Below are 25,326 nucleotides of genomic sequence, written 5' to 3'. Positions count from 1 at the left end.
CGCCTCCTCAGGGCACGATCTCGACGAGCGGCACCTTCGGGATCTCCCCGGCCGTGAAGGCGGCGAGGTCGATGGTCAGCGCGTCGGTGTCGAACCGGACCGGCACGTCGAAGGCGAAGCCCGCCGTCACGGCGGCGCCGGGCGGCGGGACGCGGCCCGCCGCGAAGGTGACGAGGCCGGTCGTCGGGTCGCACGCGAAGGCGCCGGGCTCGACCTCCCGGCCCGCCACCGCCACACGGACGCTGCCGGCTACCGGCTTGGCGATCCGGCGGCGGTAGGGCGCGAAGCCGACGCCGTAGGTCTTCACCAGCGGAAAGGTGGCGGTGACCCCGTCGCCGGTGCCGAGCGGCTGGTCGAGGGGATCGGTCGGCCGGCCGGGCGGCCCGGAGCGGTCGTCGACCCGGTCGCGGAACCGGAATCCGTAGAGCCGCCCGCGCCGCTCCTCGAAGAAGGCCAGCACGGCGTGCAGCGCGTCGAGGCCGCGCATCCCGAAGCCGGCCTCGTAGCGGCGGCGGGAATCGGCCCAGCGGCCGTTCCGGTGCTCCCGGCCCGAGGCCAGGGTCACGATCTCGGTGAGCCGCTGCGGACCCCCGCCGGCGCGCAGGGAAACGTCGAGGGGGAACAGCACCTCGTGGAAGTCGTCGGCCATGACGGGCCTCTCCGGTTCGGGTGGCGACAGGGCCGCGCCGGTCTTCCGGGGCGTCACCGTCATCGCGAGCGCAGCGACGCGACTCAGGGCAGCGCGACATCCGTGACCGTGGCGCTCCGGGATCGCTTCGCTCCGCCCGCGAGGACGGAGGCCGGGCCGCAGATCCCGCGCGACGCCCGGGGAACGGTATCGCTGCCGGATCGGAGCAGCTGAAAAAAGTCTTCCGAGAGGCGCCGGAAAATCAAAAGCGCCGTTCATCGACACGGGACGGCAGGTGATCGAAGATCACCGCACCGAAGCGGATGTTCTCCGAAGTCCTCTCGGTCCGCACATCTCGGTTCACCGCGCGATCCGCACGACGCGGCGCCGTTCTGCCAGGGAAACCTTCCGATGAGCGCCATCCCCCAGCCCCTGCACGCATCCGCCCCTGCCCTCGACATCCGCCGCGTCGCCGGCCGCATCGGCGCGGAGATCCGCGGCGTCACCCTCTCGGGTGACTTGGACGACGGGACGGTCGCGGCGATCCGGCAGGCGCTGAACACCCACAAGGTGGTGTTCTTCCGCGACCAGGACCTCGACGAGGCCGGGCAGGAGGCGTTCGGCCGGCGCCTCGGCGACCTCGTCCCGCATCCGACCGTGCCCTCCCTCGCCGGCACGGCGGGAATCCTCGACATCGACGGCAGCCGGGGCGAGCGGGCGAGTTCCTGGCACACCGACGTGACCTTCGTGCCGGCCTACCCGGCGCTCTCGATCCTGCGGGCCGTGACGCTGCCGCCCCACGGCGGCGACACGCTCTGGGCCAACACGGCGGCGGCCTACGCGGACCTGCCCGAGCCCCTGCGCGACCTCGCCGACAAGCTCTGGGCGCTGCACTCGAACGTCTACGACTATGTCGGCGGCCGGGTGAACGTGTCGGAGGCCGGGCGGCGGCGCTACGACGAGGTGTTCACCAGGACCGTGTTCGAGACCGAGCACCCGCTGGTCCACGTCCACCCGGAGACCGGGGAGCGCTCGCTGATCGTCGGCCACTTCATCCAGCGGATCCTGGGCCTGACCACCGCGGATTCGCAGCACCTGCTGGCGATCTTCCACGACCACGCGACCCGGCCCGAGAACACCGTGCGCTGGTCGTGGCGGACGGGCGACGTGGCGATCTGGGACAACCGCGCCACGGTCCACCGGGCGGTGGACGATTACGGCGAGGCGCCCCGCGTGGTCCGCCGCGTGACGATCCAGGGCGTCGCGCCGGTGAGCGTCGACGGCCGCACCAGCCGGGCGCGGGAGACGGAGGCGCGCAGGGCGGCGTGAGCTGTGGCCGCGCGCGCCTCAGGTCGCCCGCTGGCCGCGCGCCACCGCCCGGGCGAGGCTCGCGGTCACCTGCGCCTCGGAGCGGCGGAACGCCCCCGGATCGGGGGTCGCGATGTTGACCGTCACGGAGACGGGCCGCGCCGCGGCGCCGCCCGCGGCCACGCCGAGGCGACCGTCCGGCCCGCGGCCGAGGGGGAGGATCGCCTCCGGGCCGGCCTCGCCCATCAGGCCGGTGCCGCCCGCCATGGGGAAGTAGGTCGGCGCGGCCACGACGCCGCCGGCGGCGAAGGGCTGGACGCGGCCGCCCCGGAACACGCCCCCGCGGGCGAAGCCCGTCTCCGCGCCGGAGCCCAGCATCGCGCCGATCAGGCCCGTGAGGCCCGCCTGGATCGGCCCGGCCGCCGCCCGCGCCGCCACGCCGGCGAGGCGCGCCCCGATGGTGCCGAGCACGCCGTCGAGGCTGCGGCCGGACGCGGCCCCGCGGGTCAGGGCGGTGTCGAGGCTGCGGCCGAAGCTCTGCGCCAGCCGGTCCAGGGTCTCGAGCTGCCGGATCCGGTCGTCGGACAGCGGGTCGGCCTGCGGGTCGGTCTCGGCCATGGCGGTGCCTCACGGTGGGTCGGGATGGGCGGCGAGGAGCCGCGCGAAGGCGGCGCGGGACAGGGGCTCCGGGCCGGCGCGCCGGCCGAGCGCCGCGGCGAACTCCCGCGGGGTCGCCGACCAGAAATCGCGGGGCCGCCAACCCAGCGCGCCGAGGCCGAGGGAGAGGGCGTCGTCCCAGGGGAAGCGGCCCGGGGCCGGACGCGGCGGCTTGTCCGCGTCCGGCCCTAGGGAGGGTTTGCCGGGCCCGGCGCCTCCCCACCCGGCGCTTCCCCGAAGGCCGCCGCCAGGACGTCGCCCAGGGCGGCCGAGACGGCGTCGAGCCCGCCCGCCAGCGGAAGCCGCGCCACCGCCGCGTCGTCGAGGTCGTGGCCGCCGCCCCGCAGGGCGACGCCCAGGAGGGCGATCAGGTCGCGGGCCGAGACGCGCCCGCCGGCGAAGCGCGCGGCGAGGCCCGCGAGGTCGCCGGCCTGGAGCGCGGTCTCCAGCTCGGCGAGCGCGCCGAGGGTGAGGCAGAGCGTGTAGCGCCGCCCGCCGAGGGTGAGCGGCACCTCGCCGCGGATCCGGTTGGCCACGGCGCTCAGACCGCCGCGAAGGCGAGCGCGCCGCCGGATTCGAGGCTCATGTCGAAGGTGACCTCACCGGCATGGTCGCCCCGGTACTCCAGGCTCGCGATCTGGAACGGCCCCTCCAGGATCCCGAAGGCCGGGATCACGATCTGGAACACCTCGACCGCGCCCTCGAAGAACAGCAGGCGCAGGCGCGCGTCCGAGGCCTGGTCGCGGAACACGCCCGAGCCGGCGATCGCGGCCCGCCGCACCCCGGCCCCGGCGAGCAGCTCGCGCCAGCGCCCGGCGGAATCGGCGTTGGTGACGTCGACGGTCTCGGCGTTGAGGGTGATCTGGCGGCTGCGCAGGCCCGCCACCGCCGCGAAGCCGCCCGCACCGTCGCCGGCCCGGATCAGCAGGTCCTTGCCCTTCTGCGCGCCCATCGGCACCCTCCTCACAGGTTCTCGGTGACGGCCTCGACCGTCAGGGTCGCCCTGGCCTCGCCGGTCCGGGCGTCGCGCCGGGCGCGGACGGCCCGCACCCGGAGGGTCACGAGCCGGCAGCCGGCCAGCGGCAGGACGAGGGGCGTCGGGGCGTCCCGGAGGAGCGCCGCCATGCGCGAAGCAGCGTCGAGGGCGGTGCGCACCGAGCCCGCCTGGGCGATCACCGCGATCGCGTGGCTGTGCCAATGGCGCTCGGCGCCGTCGACGGATTCGTCCGCGATCTCGGCGTCGCCGAACAGCGCGTAGACCGGGAGCGTGCCCCGCGGCGGCTCGTCGTAGAGCCGGACGCGGCCGCCCAGCAGCGCGGCCAGGGCGGCGTCGGCGGCGAAGCGGGCGATCAGGCCGGCGCGGAGCGCCAGGAGCGGGCCCGGATCGCTCACGACCGCCCCTCCCCGGGCAGCTCCTCGACGTGGCAGACCAGGTCGCGGCCCCGCGCGTCGGGCTCGGCGACGGCGCGGATCGCGAAGCGGCGCGGCCCGGCGGCGAGCCGCATGGTCGGGTCGAGCGCGGCCCGGCTCCGCAGGGTGACGCGGTAGGCGGGCCGCGTGTCGGTGCGGCCGCCGGCCGTTCGGTCGGCGAGTCCCGCCGGGGCGATCGCGCCCCACAGGACCGGGCCGGCCACGTAACGGCGCAGCACGCCCCCGAACCCGTCGGGCTCCTCCAGGGGCCGCTCGAGCACGAAGCGGCGCCGCCGCGCGCCGAGGGGCGGGCGTTGGAACGAGGTCACCATCGGGGAAGCTCCGGGTGCGAGGATCACAGCCGCAGGCGCCGGAACGGCGCGCCGAGCGCGGCGGCGTCGGTGCGGGCGGCGTCGGGCTCGTCGCCGCGACGCTCGTAGCGGGCGGCGGCGAGGCGCAGGATCGCGAGGCGCAGGGGCTCGGGGAGCGGCGGCCCGTCGCCGCCGTACCCGGCCGCGACCTCGATCAGGATCGTGCGGCCGGCGGGATCCGGCGCGGCCGGATCCACCTGCAGGGACGGTGCCCCGTCCGGGTCGGGGCCGAGGCGCACCAGCCCGGCGTCGAGGTCGGTGACGCCTCCGGACGGGTCCGCGAGGCCGGCGCGGAGGATCGCGACCAGCGGGCTCAGGGGCAGCGGCACCTGCCCGTCCGGCGGCCAGGCCGTCAGGGCGATCCGGTACCGGCCCGGGACCAGGATCCGCCGGGTCTCGATCTCCAGGCTCGCGCGGGCCGCCGCGATCAGGGCCTGGAGCAGGCCGTCCTCGTCGGCGCCCGCGTCGGAGTCGACGCGCAGGTAGGCGCGCAGGTCGGGCACGCCCACCGGCTCGACGGCGGCGGCGGCGATGCGTAACGGGATCATCGCGCGTCTCTCTGCAGGTGGTCCGATGCCGATCTCGAAGCGCCGCCCGGCGGCCCGCACCGCGCGGGTAGCGACCGTCACCGCGATCCTGATGGCGATCCCGGCGCTCGCGGCCGTCCCGGCGCGGGCGGTGGTCGGCGGCACCGAGGCGCCGGCCGGCGGGGCCGTGATGGTCCTGTCGTCGAAGGGCGGTGTCTGCACCGGCGTGGTGCTCGCCCCCGACACGGTGCTGACCGCCGGCCACTGCCTCGCCGGCGCCAAGGAGCACCGCGTCCATTTCCGCGACGCCGCCGGGGCGCCGGTGCTCGTCGACGTCACCGCCCAGGCGGTCCATCCGGGCTACGACGCCGGCGCGGCCGCTTCCCGGCGGCGCTCCGTCGATCTCGCGCTGCTGCGCACCGAGACGCCGCTGCCGCCGCGCTTCGCGCCCGTGACCCTGAGCGCCGCCCCGGCGCGGGCGGGCGAGACCCTGACCCTGTCGGGCTACGGCGCGGCCAAGCCCGGCGACCCGCGCTCCACCGGCACCTACCGCAGCCTCGGCCTGCCGGTGATCGAGCCCTACGGGCCGAGCCGCATCCTGGTCTGGCTGAAGGGCGCGGGCGGCGGCGCCTGCCAGGGCGATTCCGGCGGCCCGATCGCGGGACCGGACGGGGCGGTGCTCGCCCTGTCGGCCTGGATCGGGGGCGCCTGCGGCGGCCTCACCCAGGGCGTCCTGGTGGGGCCGCAGCGGGGCTGGATCGACCGCGTGCTCGATAGCTGGGACCGGACGGCGCGCTGGGCGCAGTAGCGGCGCGGCGCCGCGTGCGCAGGGAACCTCAGCTTGGCCGGGCTATTGCCTTGCTCTAGGCTCACTCGATCTGGGGCCCCTCGCCCCAGGCTCCCTCGGCGCCGCCTCCGGCGTCCCCCACCCGCGCCCGCGCGCGCCCGGAGTTCCCGATGTCCCCTCGCCCGATCCGGAAGGCCGGCCCCCGCGAGCGCAGCCTGCGCGGCGGCCTGTGGGGCGGGTTCCTGGGCCTGTCGCTGCTCGGCGCCCTCGGCGGCCTGCTGCCCACGCCCGCCGCGGCGGTGATCAACGGCACGACGACGCGGGACCCGAACGGGGCGCGCAGCTTCGTGGTGCGGATCGAGAGCACCGAGGGCGAGATCTGCTCGGGCACCCTGATCGCCCCGGACCTCGTGCTGAGCGCGGCCCACTGCGTGATGCGGCCCGCCGGCTACACGGTGATCAGCGTCGACCGGAACTTCCGCCAGCACCGGACCGCGGTGATCACCGCCTCCATGCACCCGGACTTCGTGCCCGGGACGACCCCCGAGGACCAGCCCGGCGTCGACCTGGCGCTGCTCAAGCTCGAGCGCCCGCTCGGCGACGACTACGTGCCCCTCGATCCCCGGGGCGCGGGCTCGATCACCGACGGGCAGCCCGTGGACATCGCGGGCTTCGGCGTGGTGGCCGAGAACCGGCGGAACTCGGCGCGGATCCTGCGGCTCGCCCACCTCGTGTCGATCGGCTCGCTCCAGGTCGCCAACCGGGTGACCGTCGTCACCGACCGGCGGCGCATGGCCGAGACCTCGGGCGCCGGCGCCTGCCTCGGCGATTCGGGCGGCCCGATCCTGACCGGCGGCCCCGGCGGCTACCGGATCGTCGGCGTGGTGAGCTGGTCGAGCGGCGCCCTGCAGCAGGGCGCGCGCCGGACCGCCTGCGGCGGCTTCACCGCCGTGACCCCGGTGGCCGAGCATGCCGGCTGGATCGCCGCGCGCACGGCGGAGCTGTCGCGCATCCAGGTCGGCGACGCCCTGCCCCGCGGCAACCGGTCCGACTGGATGGCCCGCCCAGGCCGCCGCCGCTGAGGGGCTTGACCGCGGCCCGACCGCGGCAAAGCCGCTGCCCGCCCCCGGATCCTTCGCGCCTGCGGGAACCCGGGGGCCGATCGGCACTTTTCGCATCCGAACCTTCCCGGCTCACGGAGCGAGAGCATGGCCGACACCGGTACCAGCAACACCCCGCGGACGCACAAGACCCGCAACAACACCGACTCGAACGCCAAGAAGGTCTCGATCGAGGCGCTCAACGCCCGGCTCGCGGACGGCATCGACCTCGCGCTGGCGATCAAGCAGGCCCACTGGAACCTCAAGGGGCCGCAGTTCATCGGCGTCCACGAGATGCTCGACGGGTTCCGCACCCAGCTCGACGAGCTGAACGACAGCGTCGCCGAGCGCGCGGTCCAGCTCGGCGCCACGGCCTTCGGCTCGACCCAGGCGGTCGCCGAGCGCACCAAGCTGCCGGCCTACCCGACCGGCATCTACGCCATCGCCGACCACATCGCCGCGCTGATCGACAGCTACGCCGCCTACGCCAACGCGGTCCGGCAGAACATCGACGAGACCGACGAGGCGGGCGACCCCGACACGGCCGACCTGTTCACCGAGATCTCGCGGGCGGTCGACAAGCACCTCTGGTTCCTCGAGGCGCACGTGCAGGAGCCGACCGGCACCCTGCGCGACGGCAACGCGGGCCGCTGAGCAAGGCGCCCCGCCTTCGGGCGGGGCGCGATCCGACGCGATCGGGGATACGAAAATGCCCGGCCGCGAGGCCGGGCTCAGTGGGGTCCCTTTGCACGGGGACATCAGAACCGGGAAGCTTTGGAGAGCGAACCGGTCCCGATCGGGGATCAGAAGTCGCGCTGGACGCGGAAGCGGAAGGTGGAGACGCTGTCCGCCGTCGTGGTCCGCGGCACGAAGGTGCCGTTGTTGATGCCGGCGACGTTCGCGTAGGCCGTCGGGCTCTTGTCGCGGTCGATCACGCGGCCGTTCTTGACGCCGATCTGGGTGTAGAAGCCCTCGACACCGATATCGAGGTCCTTGACCGGCGACCAGATGATGCTGCCGCCCGCCACGAACTGGTAGGTGTCGCGCAGCGCCTCGCTGAGCTGGTAGAACCGGGTGCCCGGCACGCCGACGGCGTTCACGCCGAAGGAGTTGGCACCGGCCGGGTTGGACAGCGCGAAGGCCGCGCCCTGGGCCAGACGGGCGCCGCTGCCGTAGTTCATCTCACCGTACGACCCGAAGAAGGCCGAGCGCCACTCCGGCGTCCAGTAGTGGAGGTACGAGGCCGTCGCGGTGAAGCTCGTCGACTGCTCCATCTGGCCCGTGAACGGGTTCACCGTGGCGTCGTTGAAGTACTGCGCGAACTTCTGCCCCTGGATGGTCGTCGGGTTCTGCGAGTAGCAGCCGCTGAACGCGCAGTAGCCGGTGTACATCTGCGAGCCGGAGCCGTAGGCGCCCTGCAGGTAGAGGGCGTCGCCCGGCGCGATGAACGGCGTGTTGATCTTCAGGCCGCCCTGCACCGCCCAGCCGTACGAGTTGCTGGTGTGGGGGATGCTGATGTTCGAACCGGTGCCGGTGCCGGCGCCGTTCGCGACGTTGCCGACGTTCAGCTCGTGGACGGCGGCCGAGACCTGAGCCGAGCCCCAGGCCTGGTCGAGGCGCAGGGCGCCGACGACGTCGGGCATGCGCGAGCGCTGGATCACGTCGACGAAGCTGTACCGGGTCGGCACGCCGCCGGTGTAGCCGATGAACACCTCGGCCGGCGCGTTCGTCTGCGCGAAGTTGGCGATGTTGGCGTTGTTCGTCACGCCGGCCGGGTTGTTGGTCTGCGAGAAGATCGGGCTGCGGCGGAAGACCGGGTCTTCGGCCGAGATCGTGGCGGACAGGCCGTTGCCGAGCGTGGCCGTGTAGGCGAGCAGGTTGGTCGAGGCGATGTCGGAGCCGAGCGTGGCGCCGGCGAACTCGAAGTCGTGGGCGTAGAAGTCGAAGAACGACGAGGCGCGACCGGCGGTCATGCCGGCGAACTGGATGAAGGCCTTGTCGACGTTCACGAACTGCGAGGCGCGACCGAACTGGTCGATGCCGAGAGCCGGGAAGGCCTGGCCGATGCGCTGCTGGGTGCCCGACTGGCCGACGCCGGAATAGCCGGTGCGGGATCCGGCATCGAGGCGCACGAAGGCGCGCAGGGTGCCGTAGGCGGTCTGGGTGCGGGCATCGAGGTTGATGCGCATCCGGCCCTGGTAGCCCGACGTATCACCGACGTTCGAGCCGTTCTGCCGCGAGTAGCTGGTCATGTAGCCGCCCTCGAACCGGGCGCGGCCGGAGAGACGCAGGCAAGTGTCGGTGCCGGGGATGTAGAAGAAGCCGGCGCCGTACGCGCCGCAGACGCGGACGTACTCGATCGGGACAGCCTTCTTGACCGGCAGATCAGCCGCCTGCGCTGCGCTCGCCGCGGACAGAGCCGCGGCGGAACAGAGGAGCGTGTGCTTCAAGATCCTCATCGATTTCCCCAAAACGTCGAGACCCATATTGGAGACAGCATTCAGCCACGCAGGCCGCGCTGCTATTATTTGTTTCGGCCGAATTGATTCGTCTTGCCGATGAGCTCTGGTTCTTTCGAGCTCTTGTTCGAATAAGTTCCCGCAAATGGCCGCAGCCATCAATCCCAAATCGGAACGGCCACCCGTGCCGATGTATTCGGTGGCCACGCGGCCACATAAAAATGATCTTGTTTGTCCGACGGAAACAGACACAGCACGAGCGTTTCGGCTGGAAAGCGTACTAACAGACCATGTTTCTAGCAGAAACACTGTACTTCCCTGACAGATCGTATTGATCTACCGGAAACGAAGGGGTATTCGGCCGTCGAGCCCTCACGGGCCGGCTCGGACGCGGATCCGATCGCCCTGCAGGATGGCGCCGCGCCGGGCGGTGCGCGGGCCCCGCAGCGACGGACGTCTGCCGACGGGACCGGACCCGGACTGCTCGGTATCGAGAGGCGGCGCCGGGGTCCCGGCCCCCTCTCACCCCATCGGGTCGATTGGCACGGCCGATCGGCCCTAGGCGAGCCGCCCATGCGCAGCGCTTCGTTTCATCCCGTCCCACGCCCGAGTCGTCCGCGTACCGTTTCAGCGTTTCCATGATTTCCGCGCGTCCGCCCGAGCGGATCCGCGTCATGCAGCCCTTGAAATTGTGAGACGTCAGTGGAAATCGATCTTGAGACATATTATCAGGCGGCCAGAACCGGCAGTCTGGCCTGTATTCGCTCGCTCGACCCGATCTACGGCGAGCGCTTCTTCTTCCTGCGCGTCCGCGAGGTGCGGAACGGCCGCATCGCCACCGCGCGCGGGATCTTCTGGGCGGTCAACGGCGAGAAATGCGATCCGGGCTGGGGCGGGGACGCGCACGCGCTGGTCGTCCCGACCCTGGCGCTCCTCGAGATGATCGAGCCGAACCTGGAGCGGATGGCGCAGTTCGGCGTCGACCGGCGGTTCGAGATCGCCGTGGCGCGGGCCGTGCTGGAGGGCCGCCTCACCGAGATGCCGGAGATGCCGCAGCCGCCGGTCCCGACCCTCAAGGAGGCGCAGGCCGAGCTGCAGGCCGCGATGGCCTACTGGGAGGCCGTGGACGTCCGCGAGGCGAAGCCCGGCACCTCGGTGCGGATCCGCCGGGAGGCCAGCGAGCGGCTGGTCACCGCCCGCACCAATCTCGAGCGGGCCAAGCAGCAGGCCGGGCGGCTCGCGAGCTGCGGCGACCGCGCGGGCTGCCCCGGCTAGGGTCGCCGCCGCGCGTCAGGAGAACTTCAGGAGCTTGAGCGCGTCGAAATCCTGCACCCCGCCGCCGACGCGCTTGGTGGTGTAGAACAGCACGTAGGGCTTGGCCGAGTACGGGTCGCGCAGCACCCGCATCCCCGTCCGGTCGACCACGAGATAGCCCCGGCGGAAGTCGCCGAACGCCACCGACAGGCTGTCCTTGGCGAGGTCCGGCATCGCCTCGGCCTCGGTGACCGGGAAGCCGACCAGCGTCGCGGACCGGCCGGCGGCGAGGGGCGGCTGCCAGAGATAGTTGCCCTCCGAATCCTTGAACTTGCGGATCGTGCTCTGGGTGCGCCGGTTCATGACGAAGCCGGCATTCTGCCGGTAGGCCGCCCGCAGCCCGTAGATCAGGTCGAACAGCGCGTCCCCCGGGCTCGCCGACGGGAAGGCCCCGGCCGTCCCGGTGGCGACCGTGCCGATCTTGCCCGGCACCCAGGCGGCGTTGGCGACCGTGTCGTAGCTCAGGAAGCCCCGCGGGCGGCTCGCGCCGTTGCCGGACACGAAGGCGACGCCCTCCTGCTCGGCGAAGGCGGTCTCCACCTCGGCCGAGAGCCACGCGTCGAGATCGACCACGGAATCGTCGAGGAGCGTCTGGGTGGCGGCCGGCATCGCGTAGAGCTCCATCGCCGGGAACGCGATCTCCGACAGGGCCGGCGCGGCGGTCTCGGGGCGCGGCGCGGTCTCGGCGGCCCAGCCGGTGACCGGCGCGCCCACCGAGACGGCGCGCTTGTACTGGGCGCCCGAGATCGGCTGCACGCTGGCGATCGACCGGATCGGCGAGACCTGCCCGAGGCGCGCGAGCACGGTCCGCTCGATCGTGTCGGGGACGAGGTAGCCGCCGTCGGGCCCGGAGCCGGCCGAGAGCGCCTTGGCCTCCAGGCGCTTGAGCCCGGCGCTCTCGCCCGCCCGGACGTAGAGGTCGAAGGCGGCCTTGTGCTCGTGCGCGGCCCCCGTCTCCCGGACGTCCGGCTGCCCGAGGGGCGGCCGGGCCCGCTCCAGGGCGATGCGGTCGAGCCGGGTGCGGGCGGCGTCGAGGGCCGCGTCGATCCGGGCGAGCTTCTCCTCGGTGAGCACGTCGACGCCGAGGCGGCCCTCGATCCGGTCGATCCGCGCGTCGTTCGTCTCCTTGAAGGCCGCGAAGGCGGCGGCGAGCTCGTCCAGGGCGGAGCGGACCGGGCCGCCGTCGGAATGGGCGGCCTTGTTCTCCAGCGGCGGCAGGCCGCCCAGCGGGGCGGGATCGGCGATCGGGGTCTGGGCGTCCATGATGGGCCTCGTCGGGGGTGGAAGTCAGGACCGCGCGGCCGGCAGCGGCCAAGCGGCAGGTCTGGCGGCAGGTCTGGCGGTGCGCGGCGGCGCGATCAGGCCGGCGAGGCCGCGGATCGCGTCGGCCTCCGGGTCCGGAGCCGGGATCGACGCGGGGCTCGCCCTGGCCCCCGGCTGCAGCGGGAAGGTCACGAGCGAGATCTCCCAGAGATCGACCTGCTGGAGCCGGCGCTCGCCGCCGGCGCCCTTCCGGGCGCGCAGCGTGCGGAAACCGATCGAGAGCCCGTCGAGGCCGCCGCCGCGCATCAGGGCGTCGACCTCGCGGGCGCGCTGCACCGCGAGGTTGAGCGCGCCCTCCGCGAACAGGCCGCGGCCATCCTCGCGCAGGGCGAGCCAGCGGCCGATCGGCTCGGCCGGATCGTGCTGGAACAGGAGCCGCACGCCCGCGGCCCCGCGGCGGGCGAGGCTCGCCGCGAAGGCGCCCGGCACCACCACGTCGCGGCCGAGATCGGGCACGCCGAACAGGCTGGCATAGCCGGAGAAGTGGCCGTCCATGGAGGATCCTCGGATGGGACAGTGAGGGCGCGCCCCGCGCCTCAGGGTGTGCCCGGCGCCCCCGGCATCGCGGGCGGGTAGCCCACGGCCTCCCGCTTCTCCGCCACCGACAGGAAGTCCGCGGCCTGGACCCGGCGCCACAGGGATTCCCGCTCGCCGGCCAGCGCCTCGATCCGGTCGAGGTCGGGCTCGAGGTCGATCGCCCCGAAGGCGGGTTCCAGCCAGCCGGCCAGCGCCCGGGCGGTGCGGGCCGCGAGGGGGATCAGGGTCTGGCGGTAGAGGGCGCGGTTGGCCTCGGCGTAGTTGGCGTGGGTGTTGTCGCCGGGGAGGCCGAGCAGCAGCGGCGGCACGCCGAAGGCCAGGGCGATCTCCCGGGCGGCCGCGTCCTTGGCCGCCACGAAATCCATGTCGCGCGGCGAGAGCGCGAGCGGCTTCCAGTCGAGGCCGCCCTCCAGCAGCAGCGGCCGGCCGGCATTGGCGGAACCCTGGTAGTTCGCCTCCAGCTCCGCCTTCAGCCGGTCGAATTGCGGCTCGGACAGCGTCGCCCCGGCGAAGACCAGGGCGCCGGACGGCCGGGCGGCGTTGTCGAGCAGCGCCTTGTTCCAGGCGCTCGCGGCGTTGTGGATGTCGAGGGCGGCGGCCGCCGCCGCGATCGGGGCGAGCCCGCCGGTCTCGTCCTCCGGGTGGAACAGCGTCAGCGCCAGGATCGGCGCCACGGCGATCCCCGGCTCGGGCAGGTCGAACCGGCGGCTGCGCCCGCCCGCGGTGTAGAGATAGGCCGCCGGCCAGCCGTCCGGGCCCGGCAGCACCCGCATCCGTCCGGGACGCAGGACCTGGAGCGCGGCGACCCGCCCGTCGAGGCTCACCGCCTCCAGGTAGGCCGTGCCGGTGAGGAGGAGGTCGGCGTAGAGCGTTTCCAGGAGGTGCGGCCCGCTCTCCCGGGGGTTCGGCCGCGCCAGCAGGGCGAGCAGGTCGCCCGCGCGCTCGGCGCCGGGGCCGGTGGCGATCAGCGGCAGGCCGGCGGCGCTCTCGGCGACGAGCCGCACTGCCCGGTGGACGACCGGGTTGGCCTGGTAGCCGGCCCGGGCAAGCGCCGCCGGATCGCGGGGCGTCCAGCTGGCCCGTCCCTCGGCGTAGAGGGCGAAGGCCGGGGCCGCGGCGGCCTTGGTGGCGAGGGCCGGGCCGCCGGCGGCGCGGCGCGCGACCCGCGCCAGGCGTTCGAGGAGGGTCGACATGCCGGTCCGTTCCTGAGCTATGGTCACGCGATGCAGCCCCGGATCCCCACACGGCCCCAGGCGCGGCCCCAGGCGCGGTTCGGGGGACGGGTCCGGGCGGGGACCCGCGTCGCGGCGCGGGTCGCGGCTCTGGTCCAAGCGCTCGTCGCCGGGCCTCTGTCCGGGCCTCTGGCCGGGCCCCTGTCCGGGCCACTGGCCGCGCCCCCGGCCGCGCCGGCCCGGGCCGCGGATGCGCCCGCACCCGCACCCCTGTGGCCGGAGCCCGACGGGACCCTGATCCTGGCGCGCCCCTTCGGCCGGTCCGAGATCAGCCTGCGCCTGTCCCGGCGGGTCGCCGGGGCGGTGGACACGCTGACCTGGGACGGCGTCACCTTCCTCGCCGACACCGAGCCCGGCGATGCCCTGCAGGCGCGGGCGGAGATCGGCTCCGGCGCCGCCTGCCGCCGGGCGAGCGAGGCCGGCACCCCGCAGGACGGGTCGGGCGCGCCCGCGGCCCGGCGGCTCCGCGCCCTGCGCGCCGGCCGGAGCTGGGCCGAGACCGAGACCCGCATGGCCTGGGACGGCCCCGCCGACCCGGCCGACGAGCCGCCCGCGGACTGCCCGACCGCCTCCGCGAGCCCCGCGATCCCGGCCCCGCTCCTGCGCAAGCGGGTCGCCCTCGGCCTGCCGGGCCTCGGCAACGCCGTGGAGGTGCAGGCGAGCTTCGTCCTGATCGAGCCCGCGGCGGCGCTGCGTCTCGAACCCCTCGCCGCCGCGGTGCCGGCGGAGTTCTCCGCGGCCTGGCGCTTCGACCCGTCGACCGGCGGGCTCGCGCCCCTCGGCCCCGGAGCGGGGGAGCGGCCGGACCCGGTGATCCTGGCGACGCCGGAGGGCTCGCACGCCCTCGCGGTCTGGGCCCCGGGTCCGCCGGAGCAGGAGCCCGACGCGCCGCGGCCCGGCTTCGCGGTCGCGCCCGAGGCCGGGGCGAACCGCCTGAGCTGCCGCTTCCGGCTGGCGAACGCCGCCGCCGGCGCGCACGATTTCGCCTGCTACGCCCTGGTCGGCACCCTCGCCGACGTCCGGGCCGCCCTTCGGAGCCTGACCACGCCGCCCTGACCGGCCCGGCGCCGACCTGTGCTAGACTGTCCGGACCGACGAACCGATGGAGGTTCCGATGGACAGGAAGCAGGCCCTCGAACTCGCGATCTTCGTCATCGCGCTCGTCCCCTTCCTCCGCTGCCTCATGCCCTCCGCGACGCGCTCCCGGGGGCCCCGCCGCTCCGGCTCCCTCAGCTACGATTCGGGCTCCGGCGGCGACGGCGGCGCGATCTTCGGCGATGGCGGCTGCCACGGCAGCGACGGCGGCAGCTGCGGCGACGGCGGCGGCGGCGGTGATGGCGGTGGCGGCGGCGATTGAGCGACCGCTCGGGCGTCCAGGAGCCCGGCACGCCCAGGAACCCGGCACGCCTAAGAACCCGGCACGCCCAAGAACCCGGCATGCCGATGTGCCGGGGTCGGGCAGCGACGACGGTTCGGGAATCGGAGCCGGGCCGCGGCGCCCGGCAAAGGACGGCGGGGATCAACCCGACAGATGCGCCGCTCAATCCGCCCGCCGTCGCCGCGCAATACGGAGAATTACGGTGGGGATTCCCAGCTCAGGACCGCGTGCCGTGGCCTGATCGCTACAGATTTGGCGCACGACATTGTGTATACAGCATGCAGTTCGTTCCAGAGACCACGAACCGACTCCGGCGCGCTTCACCCGAAGCGCGCCGAATTGTTTCCGGCGACCGCTGTCACAACCGCCGGATCCGGGGCTCGGCCCGGGGCTCCAGCATCAGGTGCGTGAGCGCCCAGACCAGGGCATCGAGACGGTCGGGCGAGGTCCCGCCGGACAGGCCGTCCGGACCGAAATCGCACAGCTCGTCCTCCAGCGCCGGGAAGGCGCCGACGTGGTGGACCAGCCCGCGGGCGTAGAGCAGCGAGACCGGCTCGGCGCGCAGGTACTTGCCCCGCGTGGCGTGGACCCGGGTCACCGGCACGGCGGGGTCGCACTGGCCCAGCACGGCGGCGGCCATCTCGCCGCCCTGGTTGACCTCGACCACGAGGGCGTCGGCCCGGAGCCGGTGGTAGAGCGCCAGCGCCGCGGCCGCCCAGGCCTGCGGGGTGGCGCGGGCGAGGCTCGCGTCGGCCAGCACGTAGGCGTGCCCGCCCGCGCGCCCGGCCGCCACGATCCCGCAGGCGTCCGAGCGCGCGCCCGAGGCGGCGGGGGGATCCACCGCCACGACGATCCGCCCGAGATCGGGCGCCGCGGCGAGGCGGCCGGCCTCCAGGGCCGCGCGCGTCCACAGGCCGTCGTCCCGGTCGGCGATGAGCTCGCCGTCGAGTTCCTGCCGGCCGAGCCGCGTGCCGGCGTAGCGCCCGACCACCTGCTGGAGGAAGTCGGGCGCGAGATGCGCGGCGTTGTCGTGGGTCCGGGCACGGCTCACCACCGTGCGCGGGTCGGCAAGCAGGCGGCGGATCAGCGGCACCGGCCGGGGCGTCGTCGTCACGAGGTTGCGCGGCCGGGCGCCGAGGCGCAGGCCGAACTGCAGCATGTCGAAGGCCACCTCGGGCCGGCGCCACTTGGCGGCCTCGTCGCACCACGCGGCGCCGAATTGCGGGCCGCGCAGCGCGTCGGGCTCCTCCGCCGAGAAGGCGAGCGCGACGGCGCCGTTGCTCCACTCCACCCGGCGGCGGCTCGGCGACCAGGCGGGCCGGGCCCGTCCCCGCGCCGGCAGGCCGAGGAGGCCGGAGGGTCCCTCGACCATCACGTCGCGCACGTCGAGATGGGTCTCGCCCACCAGGGCGATCCGCCCGACCGGCGCGCCCGCGAAGGCCGGGTCGCCGCGCGCGAGGGCGTCGACCCACTCGGCCCCGGTGCGGGTCTTGCCGCTGCCGCGGCCGCCGATCACCGCCCAGGTGGTCCAGGGCGACGCGTCGGGCGGCGGCAGCTGGTCCGGCCGGGCCTGGTGCAGCCAGTCGCCTGCGAGCGCCCGGAGGAGGTCCGGCGGCAGCGTCTCGAGGAAGTCAGGCAGCCGCCCGGCCGCCGACAAAGCCAGCAACGCGTCGCGCGATCTCCGCGCGCAGGGCGGGCAGGTCGGGCTCGGTGTCGGGTTCGGTGTCGCGTCCGGTGCCATCGCCCCCCTCCCCCGCGGCGCCGCGCGCGCCCTCCGCATCCACCGTGTCGAGGAGCCGCTTGAGGCCGCCGAGGTCGCGCAGGATTCGGGCGGAGTCGCCCGCGCCCGCCCCGGCCCCGCTCAGAGCCGCGTCGAAGGCGGCGATCTGCCGGGCGATGTGGGCGCGCAGACGCGCCCGCAGGGTCGCCGGGTCGGCCGCGGGGTCGCCGCGCCCGGTGACCGCCGGCGGCAGGTCAGCCCCGAAGGCCGTGGCCATCATCGCCGGGTCGAGCCGGCCGAGACCGAGGATCTCGGTGACGTCGCCGGGATCGGCGCCAGGCGTGCACAGCAGGCGGATCAGGGCGGCCCGGCGCGCCGCCGGCCAGCGCCCCGTCAGGAGCCGCGGCCGGTGCTGCCGCGGCCTCGGCCAGCCGGCCCGGGCGTTCCAGGTGTGCACGGTCTTCGGGTGGACGCCGAGACGGGCCGCGATCGCGTCGCACGTCAGGTCGGTCTCGCGCAGGAGCGTCAGGGCCTCGGCGCGGCTGTCCGCCCTGCTGGGAGGGGGTGGCCACATCGGGGTCTCTCCGCACACGTCTCGACCGTGCCTGGTTGATACCCCGGCAGCGCGCCGGTGTCAAGCGTTAATTCCTATTTCTCGGCTGATCTAGGACTTAAGGCATCGTTCGGTCTCAGCCCGCCCAGTGCGCCACGCCGCCGTGACCCGAGCAGGTGCCTCGACGGGTGTGGCTGAAGCTCCACGTGCCGTCCCGGCACTTGGCCGTGGCGCCCGCGGGCTTCCTGCCGTCGAGGCTCTTGGCCGGCCGGTGGACGTCGGACCCGTCCCGGCTGCGGTAGTGGCCGTGGCGGTCGAGGTTCCGGTCGTCGGGCTCCGAGAACGGCCGGGCGACGGCGCCGCCCGACAGGCCGAGGAGGACGAGGCCGGCGAGCACCGGCCAGCGGGCGGCGTTCGTCGCGGTCGGGACAGGCAGCACGGCACCCTCAAGGTTGTATCATCTGCCAAGAGACACAACCAGATCGGGGCGTCACGAACTATCTGTGGTTATCCAGAAGCCAGCTACAGGTTGTGCGCGCGGGTCACGGGGTGCGCGCGGGCCGGACCTCGGCCGGGGTCGTCCGACCGGCTCTCCGCCGCATCCGCGCGCCCGGTGCGGCCCTGCATGTCTACGGGATGCTGAACGGGCTCGAAAGGTATTGCCGCTAATGTCCCGGTGAATGGCAGATCTGAACGCGGTTCAGGACCGGAACGGCCGTCCGGTCGACACGTTGACCGGCGCCATCCGCACGCAGGCGTCGCCTTTCACGCAGTTCGTCAGAGTGAATCGGGTACAGAATGGTCGGTGAGCCACCAGGGTCCGGCGCGGAAGACCCGCTGGGCAACGGCCCCGCGGGGGATCCTGGTCGGGGCCCGGCGCAGGGCACCGCGGAAGCCGCCGCCCTCAGCGACAGCTTCAGGCGATTCGCCGACGTGGTGCCGCTGATGATGTGGCGCTCGGACGAGGCCGGTCAGGCGATCCACCACAACGAGTGCTGGCTGGAATTCACCGGGCGCCCCCTGGAGGCGGAGCTCGGCCTGGGCTGGCGCAGCGGGCTGCATCCCGAGGATTTCGAGCGGCACGCCCGGATCGTCGCCGAGGCGTTCGAGGCGCGGGCGCCCTTCACCGTCGAGTTCCGCCTCCGGCGGCACGACGGCGAGTACCGCTGGCTGCTCGACACCGCCCGCCCCCTCGTGGAGGACGGCCGGTTCCAGGGCTATCTCGGCTCCTGCTTCGACATCACCGACCGCAAGCACGCGGAGGAGCACATCGAGCACGCGCTGGCCGAGAAGGAGGCGCTGCTGGCCGAGGTCTACCACCGGGTCCGCAACAACCTCCAGGTGATGGTCAGCCTGATCGGCCTCTACGGGCGGGCCGCCCCCGACCCCTGCCGCGGCAGCTTCGAGGCGCTGGGCCAGCGGGTCCGGGCGATCGCGCTGGTGCAGCAGCACCTGCACGAGGCGCCGCACATCGCGTCGATCGACCTCAAGGACTACCTGCACCGCCTCGCCTCCGGGCTCGGGCAGCTCCGGCGGGCCGGGCGGATCGGCGTCCAGGTCGGCGGCTCGGGGAACGGTCTCGTGGAGCCGCGCACCGCCAACGCCCTGGGCATGATCGTCGCGGAGATCGTGGCCGAGTGCCTGGACGCCACCGCCGAGCACGTCGCCTGCGCCATCGCCATCGACATCGAGGCCGCCGCGCCGCTGCGCCTCTCGATCGTCTCGAAGGTGAGCGACACGGCCGAGTCGGGCCGACCGAACGTCCCGAAGCTCGGCCCCCGCCTCATCGCCGCCTACGCGGCCCAGGCGGAGATCAGCGTCGCGGGCGATGCCAGCCCGGGCGACCCCCTGTGGCTGACCCTGCCGGCGGCGCGCCCCGGCCCGCAATGAGCACCCGCGGCGCCGGACCCCGTCGCCACAACGGCGCGGCCGGCCTATAGCGGCCCAGACCTTTCCGGACCCGGCCGAGCATGCTCCCTCCCATCGACACCATCATCGAGAATTTCGAGATCGTCGAAGACGACGACATGCGGCTCGAATACCTGATCGAGCTCGGCCGCGCCCTGCCGCCGATGCCCGAATCGGAGCGGACCGAGGCGAACCGCGTCCACGGCTGCGAGAGCCAGGTCTGGATCGACACGCGGGCGGAGCCGGCGGACGGCACGCCGCGCCTCGTCCTGCACGGCTTCAGCGACTCGTTCATCGTCCGCGGCTTCGTGGCGCTGATGATCGCGCTCTACACCGGCAAGACGCCCCAGGAGGCCGCCGAGACCGACGGCCTCGACCTGTTCCGGCAGCTCCGCTTCGGCGCCCACGTCACGTCGAAGCGCTCCAACGGCGTCCGGGCGATGGCGGAGCGTATCCACCGCGACGCGGTCCGGCTCGCCGCCGAGGCCTGAGCGGCCTCACCCGCGCCAGAGGCGCAGGCGGGCCCGGTCCGGACCGGTCGCCTCCCGTTCCAACCCGTAATGCTCGGCGAGCCGCCCCAGGGCGATGCGGGCCACGACCTTGGCGGAGCGGGCCGGCCAGCGGCGCTCGGCCTCGATCCGCTCCAGGCCCTTGAGGAATCCGCAGAGGTCGATCAGCAGGCCCGAGAGGTCGCTCCCGACCGCGTCGAGGGCGCCGCGCACCCGCTGCCGGGCCGCGATCACGTGGTCGGCCGCGGAGGCCGGGTCGCGCGGGCCGCCGCCGTCGATCCGGGGCGCCCCGAGATCCGCGCCCATCCGAGGCAGCAGGGCGGCGGTGGTCATGTCCCGCCGCAGCCGCTCCCCGGCCTCGAAGGCGGCCGCGTCGATGAGCGGCGCGCCGTCCCGGTCGCGTCGGCGCACCATCCAGGCCAGGGGGTTCTCGGCGGCGTTGCGCAGGGTCGGCCCGGCGCCGCCCCCCACGACGGCGAGATCGCGGTGCTGGTTCGCGAAGGTGAGGTCGCCCGGCCGGGCCGCCCGGCGCAGGCGCGCCCGCCCGGCCTCGCTGATCGTCAGGTGCGTGCCGGCCGCGTTCCACGTCGCCAGATCGGCCGCCACCAGGGCGCGCCCGGAGGTGGCCGCGAAGCGGCCGCTCCCCACCGAGATCCCGTCGCCGCCGCGCCGGGCGACCAGCGCGTCCTCGACCAGGGGGTCGGGCCGCGCGTAGGCGCCGGGCTCCCCAAGCCGCGCCAGCAGGCGCACCGCCTCCGACGGGAGATCCCCCGGAGCGGCGCCGCGGCGACGCGTCCCCGCGGAGGCGGAACGGCCGCCCTTCACTCGCATGTTCATGTTTTGTTCCGTGTGTGCTACGACGGACGTGCGAAGCCTCCAGTGTCTCAGGAAAAATCAGAAGGTCAAGGCTTTTTTACCTACAACCCACAGCTATCTAGCGACGGCCGCGCGCGTCGGCGGCCGGTGCAGGATTTCGGCGATCTCGCCCTCCGACTTGCCGCGGACTTCGTAGCCCATCGCCTCGAACCGGTCGATCAGCGCGGCGCTCTCGGTGGCGGAGCGCGCCGCCCAGACGGCGAGGATGTCGTTCACCCGCTCCAGGTCCGCGGCGGGGTGATCGTCCTGCGGATCCGGCTGCGGATCGGGGGTCGCGTCCATGTCGGCACCTCGGGATCGAACCGGTGACCGTGGTCGAAGCCACGGCCCGCGGTTCAACGCCCCAGGCCGGAACCGGCTCCCGGCCGAGCCGGCATCGCCGCCAGCCCTCTTGGATCACCCCGGATCCGCAGCCGCCCTCAGAAGTCCCGCTGCACGCGCGCGCGCACCTGGATGACGTCGACGTGGCGGGCGGTCGAGACCGGGTTGGCGAGGTTGTTGACGTAGGCCGCGTTCTGGTTGGGATACCGGCCCAGGTCGAGGATGCGGCCGCTCTGCGGCCCGTAGCGCGTGTAGATCGCCTCGACGCCGATATCGAACTCCTTCACCGGCGACCAGATCAGGTTGCCGCCGACCACGAAGCGGTAGCTGTCCCGCAGGACCTGGCTCAGGTCGAAGAACCGCGTGCCGGGGGTGCCCGGCCCGGTCCCGGTCACGCCGAAATAGGCGCCCTGCGCCGCGCGGGCGCCGCGAGCGAAGCTGAGAGCGCCGTAGGAGCCGAAGAAGGCGGAGCGGACCGCGGGCGTCCAGTAGTGCAGCATCGCCGCCGTGAACGAGTAGCTCGTCGACAGCTCCAGGCGCTGGGTGAAGGGGTTGATCACGCCGTCGCTGAAGAACTGGGAGAAGGCCGCCCCCTGCACCGCGGTGGCCGACTGCGCCCAGGGGCCGTTATAGGCCGGCAAGCCGGTATACAGGGCGGTGCCCTCCCCGTAGGCGCCCTGCAGGTAGAGCGTGTCGCCGGTCGCTATCGCTGGCAGGTTGATCTTCACGCCCCCCTGAACGGCCCAGCCGAGGGCGGAGGCCGCGCCGCCCGGGGTGCGGTTGTTGCCCACCGAGACGGGCGCGCCCAGGTTCGTGCCGGCGAACGAGACGCTGCTGAGCAGGCCGTGGTTGACCTCGTGCACGGCCCCCGAGAGCTGCGCGGAGCCCCACGACTGGTCGGAGCGCAGCACGCCGACAATGTCGGGCATGCGGCTGCGCTGGACCGTGTCCACGAAACCCACCCCGGTCGGGCGGCTGGCGGCGTCGTAGCCGACGAAGACCGGGGCGACGGGGTTCCCGGGCGAGAGGATCGCGCCGGGATTCGGGAACGCCGAGGCCGCGGCGTTCTGGGACGCGTAGACCGGCGTGCGGCGGAATACCGGGTCCTCCATCGACAGCGAGGCGGACAGGCCCTTGCCCAGCGTCGCCGTGTAGGCAGCGAGGTTGGTCGAGGGATTGTCCGAGCCGATGGAGGCGACGATGAACTCGAAGTCGTGAGCGTAGAAATCGAAGAACGAGGAGGCGCGGCCGGCGGTGATGCCGGCGAACTGGATGAAGGCCTTGTCGACGTTGAACTGCTGCTGGGCCCGCCCGAACTGATCGACGCCCAGGGCCGGGAAGGCGCCGCCGATCCGGTTCAGCGCGCCGGCATGCATGGTGGCGAAACCGGTCCGGCTCCCGGCGTCGAGGCGGAGGAAGGCGCGCAGGGTGCCGTAGGACGTCTGGGACCGGGCGTCGAGGTTGATCCGGAGGCGGCCCTGGTAGCCGCTGTAATCGCCCGGGGTGGCGGTCGCGCTCCCCGAACGGCTGTAGGAAGGCTGGTAGGCGTACTCGTAGCGCGCGCGGCCGGAGAGGCGCAGGCAGGTATCGGTGCCGGGGATGAAGAAGAAGGCCTGGCCGTAGGCCGAGCAGATCCGCACGTGCTCGATGAGCTGCGATTTTCGCCGATCGGGAAGTTCCGCCGCCTCCGCCGGCAGACTCAGCAACCCCGCTACACCCGCCAGTACGCCCGTTGTCCCCCGCTTCGCACGATGTTTCCGGTACTCCGCACACAAAACATGCATCGAATCGGCCATTCCACCATCCGCAAGTCCCCCTTCATGTCGGACGGATCGCGGAGCCGGATAATCCCATAGCGATTTTCTCGGGCCTGTGCTCGGCTCGACTTGTCAGGATCTGTGGCGCACCCGCGGCGTTCCGGTGCCGCGCTGAGGCCGAAATCGGCCGCTGCGCCAAGTCCCTGGCGGGTTCGGGGCCTTCGCCGAGACCGCACGATCGGGCCGCCCCGGCGCGGCTCCCGACGCCGCTCCGGCGCGGGACCGCGCCGGCGGATCGCGTCGTCGGCCGGACCGTTTCCCGCGCCACCGATGCCGGAAAGCAACGGATCGGCCCCGGTCCCGCGGCCGCGCCGTCCCGGCCGGCGATACGCGCCTCCCGCCCCGGCCGCGCCCCCGGACGCCTTGCATCCGCGCGCCCGGCGGGACACATCCCCTCACCCGGACGCGACACCCGCGCGCGACGGGACCCGACGGGAGAGACGATGACGGAGATCGGCCACGGCTTGCTCGCTCACAGGACCGGCGCGCCGGTGGCCGAGGCCCGGCCGCGACGCTTCAGCGTCCACGGGCAGGAGATCACCGACGACTACGCGTGGCTGAAGGCCGAGAACTGGCAGACGGTCCTGAAGGACCCGGCCGCGCTGCCGGAGGACATCGCCGCCTACCTGAACGCCGAGAACGCCTTCGCCGAGGCGGCGCTCGCCGGGAGCGCGGAACTCCGGCGGCAGCTCGTCGCCGAGATGCGCGGGCGGATCCAGGAGGACGAGAGCGGCGTCCCCGAGCCGGACGGGCCCTTCGCCTACTACACCCGCCACCGCGAGGGCGGGCAGCACCCGCTGATCTGCCGGCGGCCGGCCACATCACCCGACGTGCCCGAGTCGGGCTTGGACCCGGATGAGACGATCCTCATCGACGGCGACCGCGAGGGTGAGGGCCTGCCGTTCTTCGAGATCGCCGCCGCAGTGCATTCCGACGACCACGCCCGGCTCGCCTGGAGCGCCGACACCAAGGGCTCGGAACTCTACACGATCCGGGTGCGCGACGTCGCCACCGGCCTCGATCTCGACGACCGGGTCGAGGCGACCTCCGGCGAGGCGGTCTGGGCCGCGGACGGCGCGAGCTTCTGGTACGTGGCGGTGGACGCCAACCACCGCCCCGCCAAAGTGATGCGCCACCGCGTCGGCACGGGGCAGAGCGAGGACGAGACCGTCTACACGGAGGCCGATGCCGGCTACTTCGTCCACATCGGCAAGACGCAGTCCGGCGCCTTCCTCGACGTGACGGTGAGCGACCACGAGACCTCCGAGGTCCGGCTGCTCGACCGGCACGCGGAGGACGCCCCCCTACGCCTCGTCGAGCCGCGCACGCCGCTGCTGATCTACGGCGTCGAGCACCGCGGCGACCGCCTGTTCATCCGCACCAACGCGGACGGCGCCGAGGACTTCAAGATCGTCACCGCGCCGCTCGACGATCCGGGCCGCGCCAACTGGACCGACCTAGTGCCGCACCGGCCCGGGGTGATGATCCGCCACCTGCACCTGCTGGCCGGCCACTTGGTCCGGCTGGAGATCGAGAACGCCAAGCCGCGGATCGTGGTGCGCGACCTCGCCGACGGCACCGAGCACGTCGTCGCCTTCGCCGAGGAGGCCTACTCCCTCGGCCTGCGGGCCGGGCTCGCCTTCGACACGGCCACGATCCGCTTCGTCTACTCGTCGATGACGACCCCGTCGGAGACCTGGGACTACGACTGCGCGACCCGAACCCGGCTCCTGCGCAAGCGGCAGGCGGTGCCGAGCGGCCACGACCCGGACGCCTACGTGACCCGGCGGCTCTTCGCCACCGCGCCGGACGGCGAGCAGGTGCCGATCTCGCTGCTGCACCGCCGGGACCTCGCCCTCGACGGCGGCGCGCCGCTGCTGCTCTACGGCTACGGCTCCTACGGCACGCTGATGCCGGCGGCGTTTCGCACGAACCTGCTGAGTCTCGTCGACCGCGGCTTCGTCTACGCGATCGCTCATATCCGCGGCGGCACCGAGAAGGGCTGGCGCTGGTACCTCGACGGCAAGCGCGAGAGGAAGCCCAACACCTTCACGGACTTCATCGCCTGCGCCCGCGCTCTGATCGACGCGCGCTACACGTCCGAGAAACGCATCGTCGCCCATGGCGGGTCGGCGGGCGGGATGCTGATGGGGGCTGTGGCCAACCTCGCGCCCGAGCTGTTCGCCGGCATCGTCGCCGACGTGCCCTTCGTCGACGTGCTCAACACCATGCTCGACGCGGAGCTGCCGCTGACGCCGCCGGAATGGCCCGAATGGGGCAACCCGGGCGAGAGCGAGGCCGCCTTCCGGACGATCCTGTCCTACTCGCCCTACGACAACGTCGCCGCCAAGGACTACCCGGCGATCCTGGCGCTCGGCGGGCTGACCGACCCGCGGGTGACCTACTGGGAGCCGGCCAAGTGGGTCGCGCGGCTGCGCGCCACCATGACGGGCGGCGGGCCGGTGCTCCTGCGGATCAACATGGAGGCCGGCCACGGCGGCGCCGCCGGCCGGTTCGACCGGCTGGAGGAGGTGGCGCTGATCTACGCCTTCGCGCTCATGGCGGTGGGGAAGGCGTAGAGCCGCCTCCCG

The 25,326-nt window shown here is 73.8% G+C and carries 27 protein-coding genes and 1 pseudogene; 10 read left to right on the top strand and 18 right to left on the bottom strand.

Annotation, left to right across the window (positions count from 1 at the left end; translation table 11 throughout):
• Positions 1 to 7: 7 nt before the first annotated feature.
• Positions 8 to 649, bottom strand: a complete 642-nt coding sequence (locus BLW78_RS02080) for a DUF2460 domain-containing protein (protein WP_091676494.1) — start codon at positions 647 to 649, stop codon at positions 8 to 10.
• A 390-nt stretch (positions 650 to 1,039) separates the two neighbouring features.
• Here BLW78_RS02080 and BLW78_RS02075 point away from each other — a divergent pair, with 390 nt between their 5' ends.
• Complete coding sequence (locus BLW78_RS02075; RefSeq protein ID WP_020090914.1) at positions 1,040 to 1,957, top strand: TauD/TfdA dioxygenase family protein; 918 nt, start codon at positions 1,040 to 1,042, stop codon at positions 1,955 to 1,957.
• A gap of 18 nt (positions 1,958 to 1,975) precedes the next feature.
• Here BLW78_RS02075 and BLW78_RS02070 read toward each other — a convergent pair whose 3' ends face one another.
• The 7 genes and pseudogenes from BLW78_RS02070 to BLW78_RS02040 all read right to left on the bottom strand — a co-directional run bounded on the left by BLW78_RS02070 (position 1,976) and on the right by BLW78_RS02040 (position 4,922).
• Positions 1,976 to 2,554 (bottom strand): phage tail tape measure protein, encoded by a 579-nt coding sequence (locus BLW78_RS02070; protein ID WP_091676192.1) that lies wholly within the window; start codon positions 2,552 to 2,554, stop codon positions 1,976 to 1,978.
• A gap of 9 nt (positions 2,555 to 2,563) precedes the next feature.
• Positions 2,564 to 2,740, bottom strand: a pseudogene (locus BLW78_RS02065) (phage tail assembly chaperone); the annotation flags it as partial.
• Positions 2,741 to 2,781: 41 nt separating this feature from the next.
• Positions 2,782 to 3,129, bottom strand: a complete 348-nt coding sequence (locus tag BLW78_RS02060) for a gene transfer agent family protein (protein WP_056527568.1) — start codon at positions 3,127 to 3,129, stop codon at positions 2,782 to 2,784.
• A 5-nt stretch (positions 3,130 to 3,134) separates the two neighbouring features.
• A complete protein-coding gene (locus tag BLW78_RS02055) occupies positions 3,135 to 3,545 on the bottom strand; it encodes a phage major tail protein, TP901-1 family (protein ID WP_056527565.1) in 411 nt (136 codons plus the stop codon).
• Positions 3,546 to 3,556: 11 nt separating this feature from the next.
• Entirely contained in the window at positions 3,557 to 3,985 is a 429-nt protein-coding gene (locus BLW78_RS02050; RefSeq protein ID WP_091676189.1) for a tail completion protein gp17, read from the bottom strand.
• Entirely contained in the window at positions 3,982 to 4,335 is a 354-nt protein-coding gene (locus tag BLW78_RS02045) for a head-tail adaptor protein (RefSeq protein WP_091676187.1), read from the bottom strand. The genes BLW78_RS02050 and BLW78_RS02045 overlap by 4 nt, the downstream gene beginning before the upstream one ends.
• A 23-nt stretch (positions 4,336 to 4,358) precedes the next feature.
• Entirely contained in the window at positions 4,359 to 4,922 is a 564-nt protein-coding gene (locus tag BLW78_RS02040; RefSeq protein WP_020090920.1) for a head-tail connector protein, read from the bottom strand.
• Positions 4,923 to 4,947: 25 nt separating this feature from the next.
• Here BLW78_RS02040 and BLW78_RS02035 point away from each other — a divergent pair, with 25 nt between their 5' ends.
• The 3 genes from BLW78_RS02035 to dps all read left to right on the top strand — a co-directional run bounded on the left by BLW78_RS02035 (position 4,948) and on the right by dps (position 7,442).
• Positions 4,948 to 5,709, top strand: coding sequence for a S1 family peptidase (locus BLW78_RS02035; RefSeq protein WP_091676184.1), 762 nt, complete (start codon positions 4,948 to 4,950; stop codon positions 5,707 to 5,709).
• Between the two features lie 149 nt (positions 5,710 to 5,858).
• The gene (locus BLW78_RS02030) at positions 5,859 to 6,770 is read left to right on the top strand and encodes a S1 family peptidase (protein WP_091676180.1); all 912 of its coding nucleotides are present in this window, start codon (positions 5,859 to 5,861) and stop codon (positions 6,768 to 6,770) included.
• 126 nt (positions 6,771 to 6,896) lie between these two features.
• Complete coding sequence (gene dps, locus BLW78_RS02025; protein WP_012321876.1) at positions 6,897 to 7,442, top strand: DNA starvation/stationary phase protection protein Dps; 546 nt, start codon at positions 6,897 to 6,899, stop codon at positions 7,440 to 7,442.
• Positions 7,443 to 7,591: 149 nt separating this feature from the next.
• Here the strand turns inward: dps and BLW78_RS02020 are convergent, their stop codons facing one another.
• Positions 7,592 to 9,247 (bottom strand): porin, encoded by a 1,656-nt coding sequence (locus BLW78_RS02020; RefSeq protein WP_091676177.1) that lies wholly within the window; start codon positions 9,245 to 9,247, stop codon positions 7,592 to 7,594.
• Between the two features lie 702 nt (positions 9,248 to 9,949).
• On the opposite strand from BLW78_RS02020, the gene BLW78_RS02015 reads away from it, so the two are divergent.
• Positions 9,950 to 10,522 (top strand): hypothetical protein, encoded by a 573-nt coding sequence (locus BLW78_RS02015; protein ID WP_056532261.1) that lies wholly within the window; start codon positions 9,950 to 9,952, stop codon positions 10,520 to 10,522.
• A 15-nt stretch (positions 10,523 to 10,537) separates the two neighbouring features.
• Here the strand turns inward: BLW78_RS02015 and BLW78_RS02010 are convergent, their stop codons facing one another.
• The 3 genes from BLW78_RS02010 to BLW78_RS02000 are packed head-to-tail and all read right to left on the bottom strand — an operon-like array spanning position 10,538 to position 13,614.
• Complete coding sequence (locus tag BLW78_RS02010) at positions 10,538 to 11,824, bottom strand: phage major capsid protein (RefSeq protein WP_020090925.1); 1,287 nt, start codon at positions 11,822 to 11,824, stop codon at positions 10,538 to 10,540.
• Positions 11,825 to 11,848: 24 nt separating this feature from the next.
• A complete protein-coding gene (locus tag BLW78_RS02005) occupies positions 11,849 to 12,379 on the bottom strand; it encodes an HK97 family phage prohead protease (RefSeq protein ID WP_091676175.1) in 531 nt (176 codons plus the stop codon).
• 41 nt (positions 12,380 to 12,420) lie between these two features.
• Positions 12,421 to 13,614: a phage portal protein gene (locus tag BLW78_RS02000; RefSeq protein ID WP_091676172.1), complete on the bottom strand. Its 1,194-nt coding sequence runs from the start codon at positions 13,612 to 13,614 to the stop codon at positions 12,421 to 12,423.
• A 30-nt stretch (positions 13,615 to 13,644) separates the two neighbouring features.
• Between BLW78_RS02000 and BLW78_RS01995 the strand changes: the two genes are divergently transcribed.
• Positions 13,645 to 14,709 (top strand): hypothetical protein, encoded by a 1,065-nt coding sequence (locus BLW78_RS01995; RefSeq protein ID WP_091676169.1) that lies wholly within the window; start codon positions 13,645 to 13,647, stop codon positions 14,707 to 14,709.
• A 58-nt stretch (positions 14,710 to 14,767) separates the two neighbouring features.
• Complete coding sequence (locus BLW78_RS01990) at positions 14,768 to 15,010, top strand: hypothetical protein (RefSeq protein ID WP_234081909.1); 243 nt, start codon at positions 14,768 to 14,770, stop codon at positions 15,008 to 15,010.
• A gap of 379 nt (positions 15,011 to 15,389) precedes the next feature.
• On the opposite strand, the gene BLW78_RS01985 is transcribed toward BLW78_RS01990, so the two are convergent.
• The 3 genes from BLW78_RS01985 to BLW78_RS01975 form a co-directional block, all read right to left on the bottom strand.
• A complete protein-coding gene (locus tag BLW78_RS01985) occupies positions 15,390 to 16,688 on the bottom strand; it encodes a DNA-packaging protein (RefSeq protein ID WP_091676164.1) in 1,299 nt (432 codons plus the stop codon).
• The gene (locus BLW78_RS01980) at positions 16,663 to 17,325 is read right to left on the bottom strand and encodes a helix-turn-helix domain-containing protein (protein ID WP_091676161.1); all 663 of its coding nucleotides are present in this window, start codon (positions 17,323 to 17,325) and stop codon (positions 16,663 to 16,665) included. The genes BLW78_RS01985 and BLW78_RS01980 overlap by 26 nt, the downstream gene beginning before the upstream one ends.
• A 115-nt stretch (positions 17,326 to 17,440) precedes the next feature.
• Positions 17,441 to 17,743: a DUF3761 domain-containing protein gene (locus BLW78_RS01975; protein WP_091676159.1), complete on the bottom strand. Its 303-nt coding sequence runs from the start codon at positions 17,741 to 17,743 to the stop codon at positions 17,441 to 17,443.
• A 359-nt stretch (positions 17,744 to 18,102) separates the two neighbouring features.
• Here BLW78_RS01975 and BLW78_RS01970 point away from each other — a divergent pair, with 359 nt between their 5' ends.
• Together BLW78_RS01970 and BLW78_RS01965 are read left to right on the top strand one after the other, a co-directional pair.
• On the top strand, positions 18,103 to 19,194 hold the full coding sequence (locus BLW78_RS01970) for a sensor histidine kinase (RefSeq protein WP_026604585.1): 1,092 nt from the start codon (positions 18,103 to 18,105) through the stop codon (positions 19,192 to 19,194).
• 80 nt (positions 19,195 to 19,274) lie between these two features.
• Positions 19,275 to 19,703: a SufE family protein gene (locus BLW78_RS01965; RefSeq protein ID WP_020090933.1), complete on the top strand. Its 429-nt coding sequence runs from the start codon at positions 19,275 to 19,277 to the stop codon at positions 19,701 to 19,703.
• A gap of 6 nt (positions 19,704 to 19,709) precedes the next feature.
• Here BLW78_RS01965 and BLW78_RS01960 read toward each other — a convergent pair whose 3' ends face one another.
• From BLW78_RS01960 to BLW78_RS01950, 3 genes are all read right to left on the bottom strand, one after another.
• Positions 19,710 to 20,558: a DUF6456 domain-containing protein gene (locus tag BLW78_RS01960; protein WP_170855065.1), complete on the bottom strand. Its 849-nt coding sequence runs from the start codon at positions 20,556 to 20,558 to the stop codon at positions 19,710 to 19,712.
• A gap of 93 nt (positions 20,559 to 20,651) precedes the next feature.
• Positions 20,652 to 20,879, bottom strand: a complete 228-nt coding sequence (locus tag BLW78_RS01955) for a hypothetical protein (RefSeq protein ID WP_091676156.1) — start codon at positions 20,877 to 20,879, stop codon at positions 20,652 to 20,654.
• Between the two features lie 137 nt (positions 20,880 to 21,016).
• On the bottom strand, positions 21,017 to 22,624 hold the full coding sequence (locus BLW78_RS01950) for a porin (RefSeq protein WP_091676153.1): 1,608 nt from the start codon (positions 22,622 to 22,624) through the stop codon (positions 21,017 to 21,019).
• Between the two features lie 554 nt (positions 22,625 to 23,178).
• Between BLW78_RS01950 and BLW78_RS01945 the strand changes: the two genes are divergently transcribed.
• On the top strand, positions 23,179 to 25,314 hold the full coding sequence (locus BLW78_RS01945; protein ID WP_091676151.1) for a S9 family peptidase: 2,136 nt from the start codon (positions 23,179 to 23,181) through the stop codon (positions 25,312 to 25,314).
• Positions 25,315 to 25,326: the final 12 nt, after the last annotated feature.

The sequence above is a fragment of the Methylobacterium sp. 275MFSha3.1 genome (assembly GCF_900108435.1).
Classification (GTDB): Bacteria; Pseudomonadota; Alphaproteobacteria; order Rhizobiales; family Beijerinckiaceae; genus Methylobacterium.
Note: the sequence above shows the minus strand (reverse complement) of the source record. Positions and strands in the feature narration are given on the sequence as shown.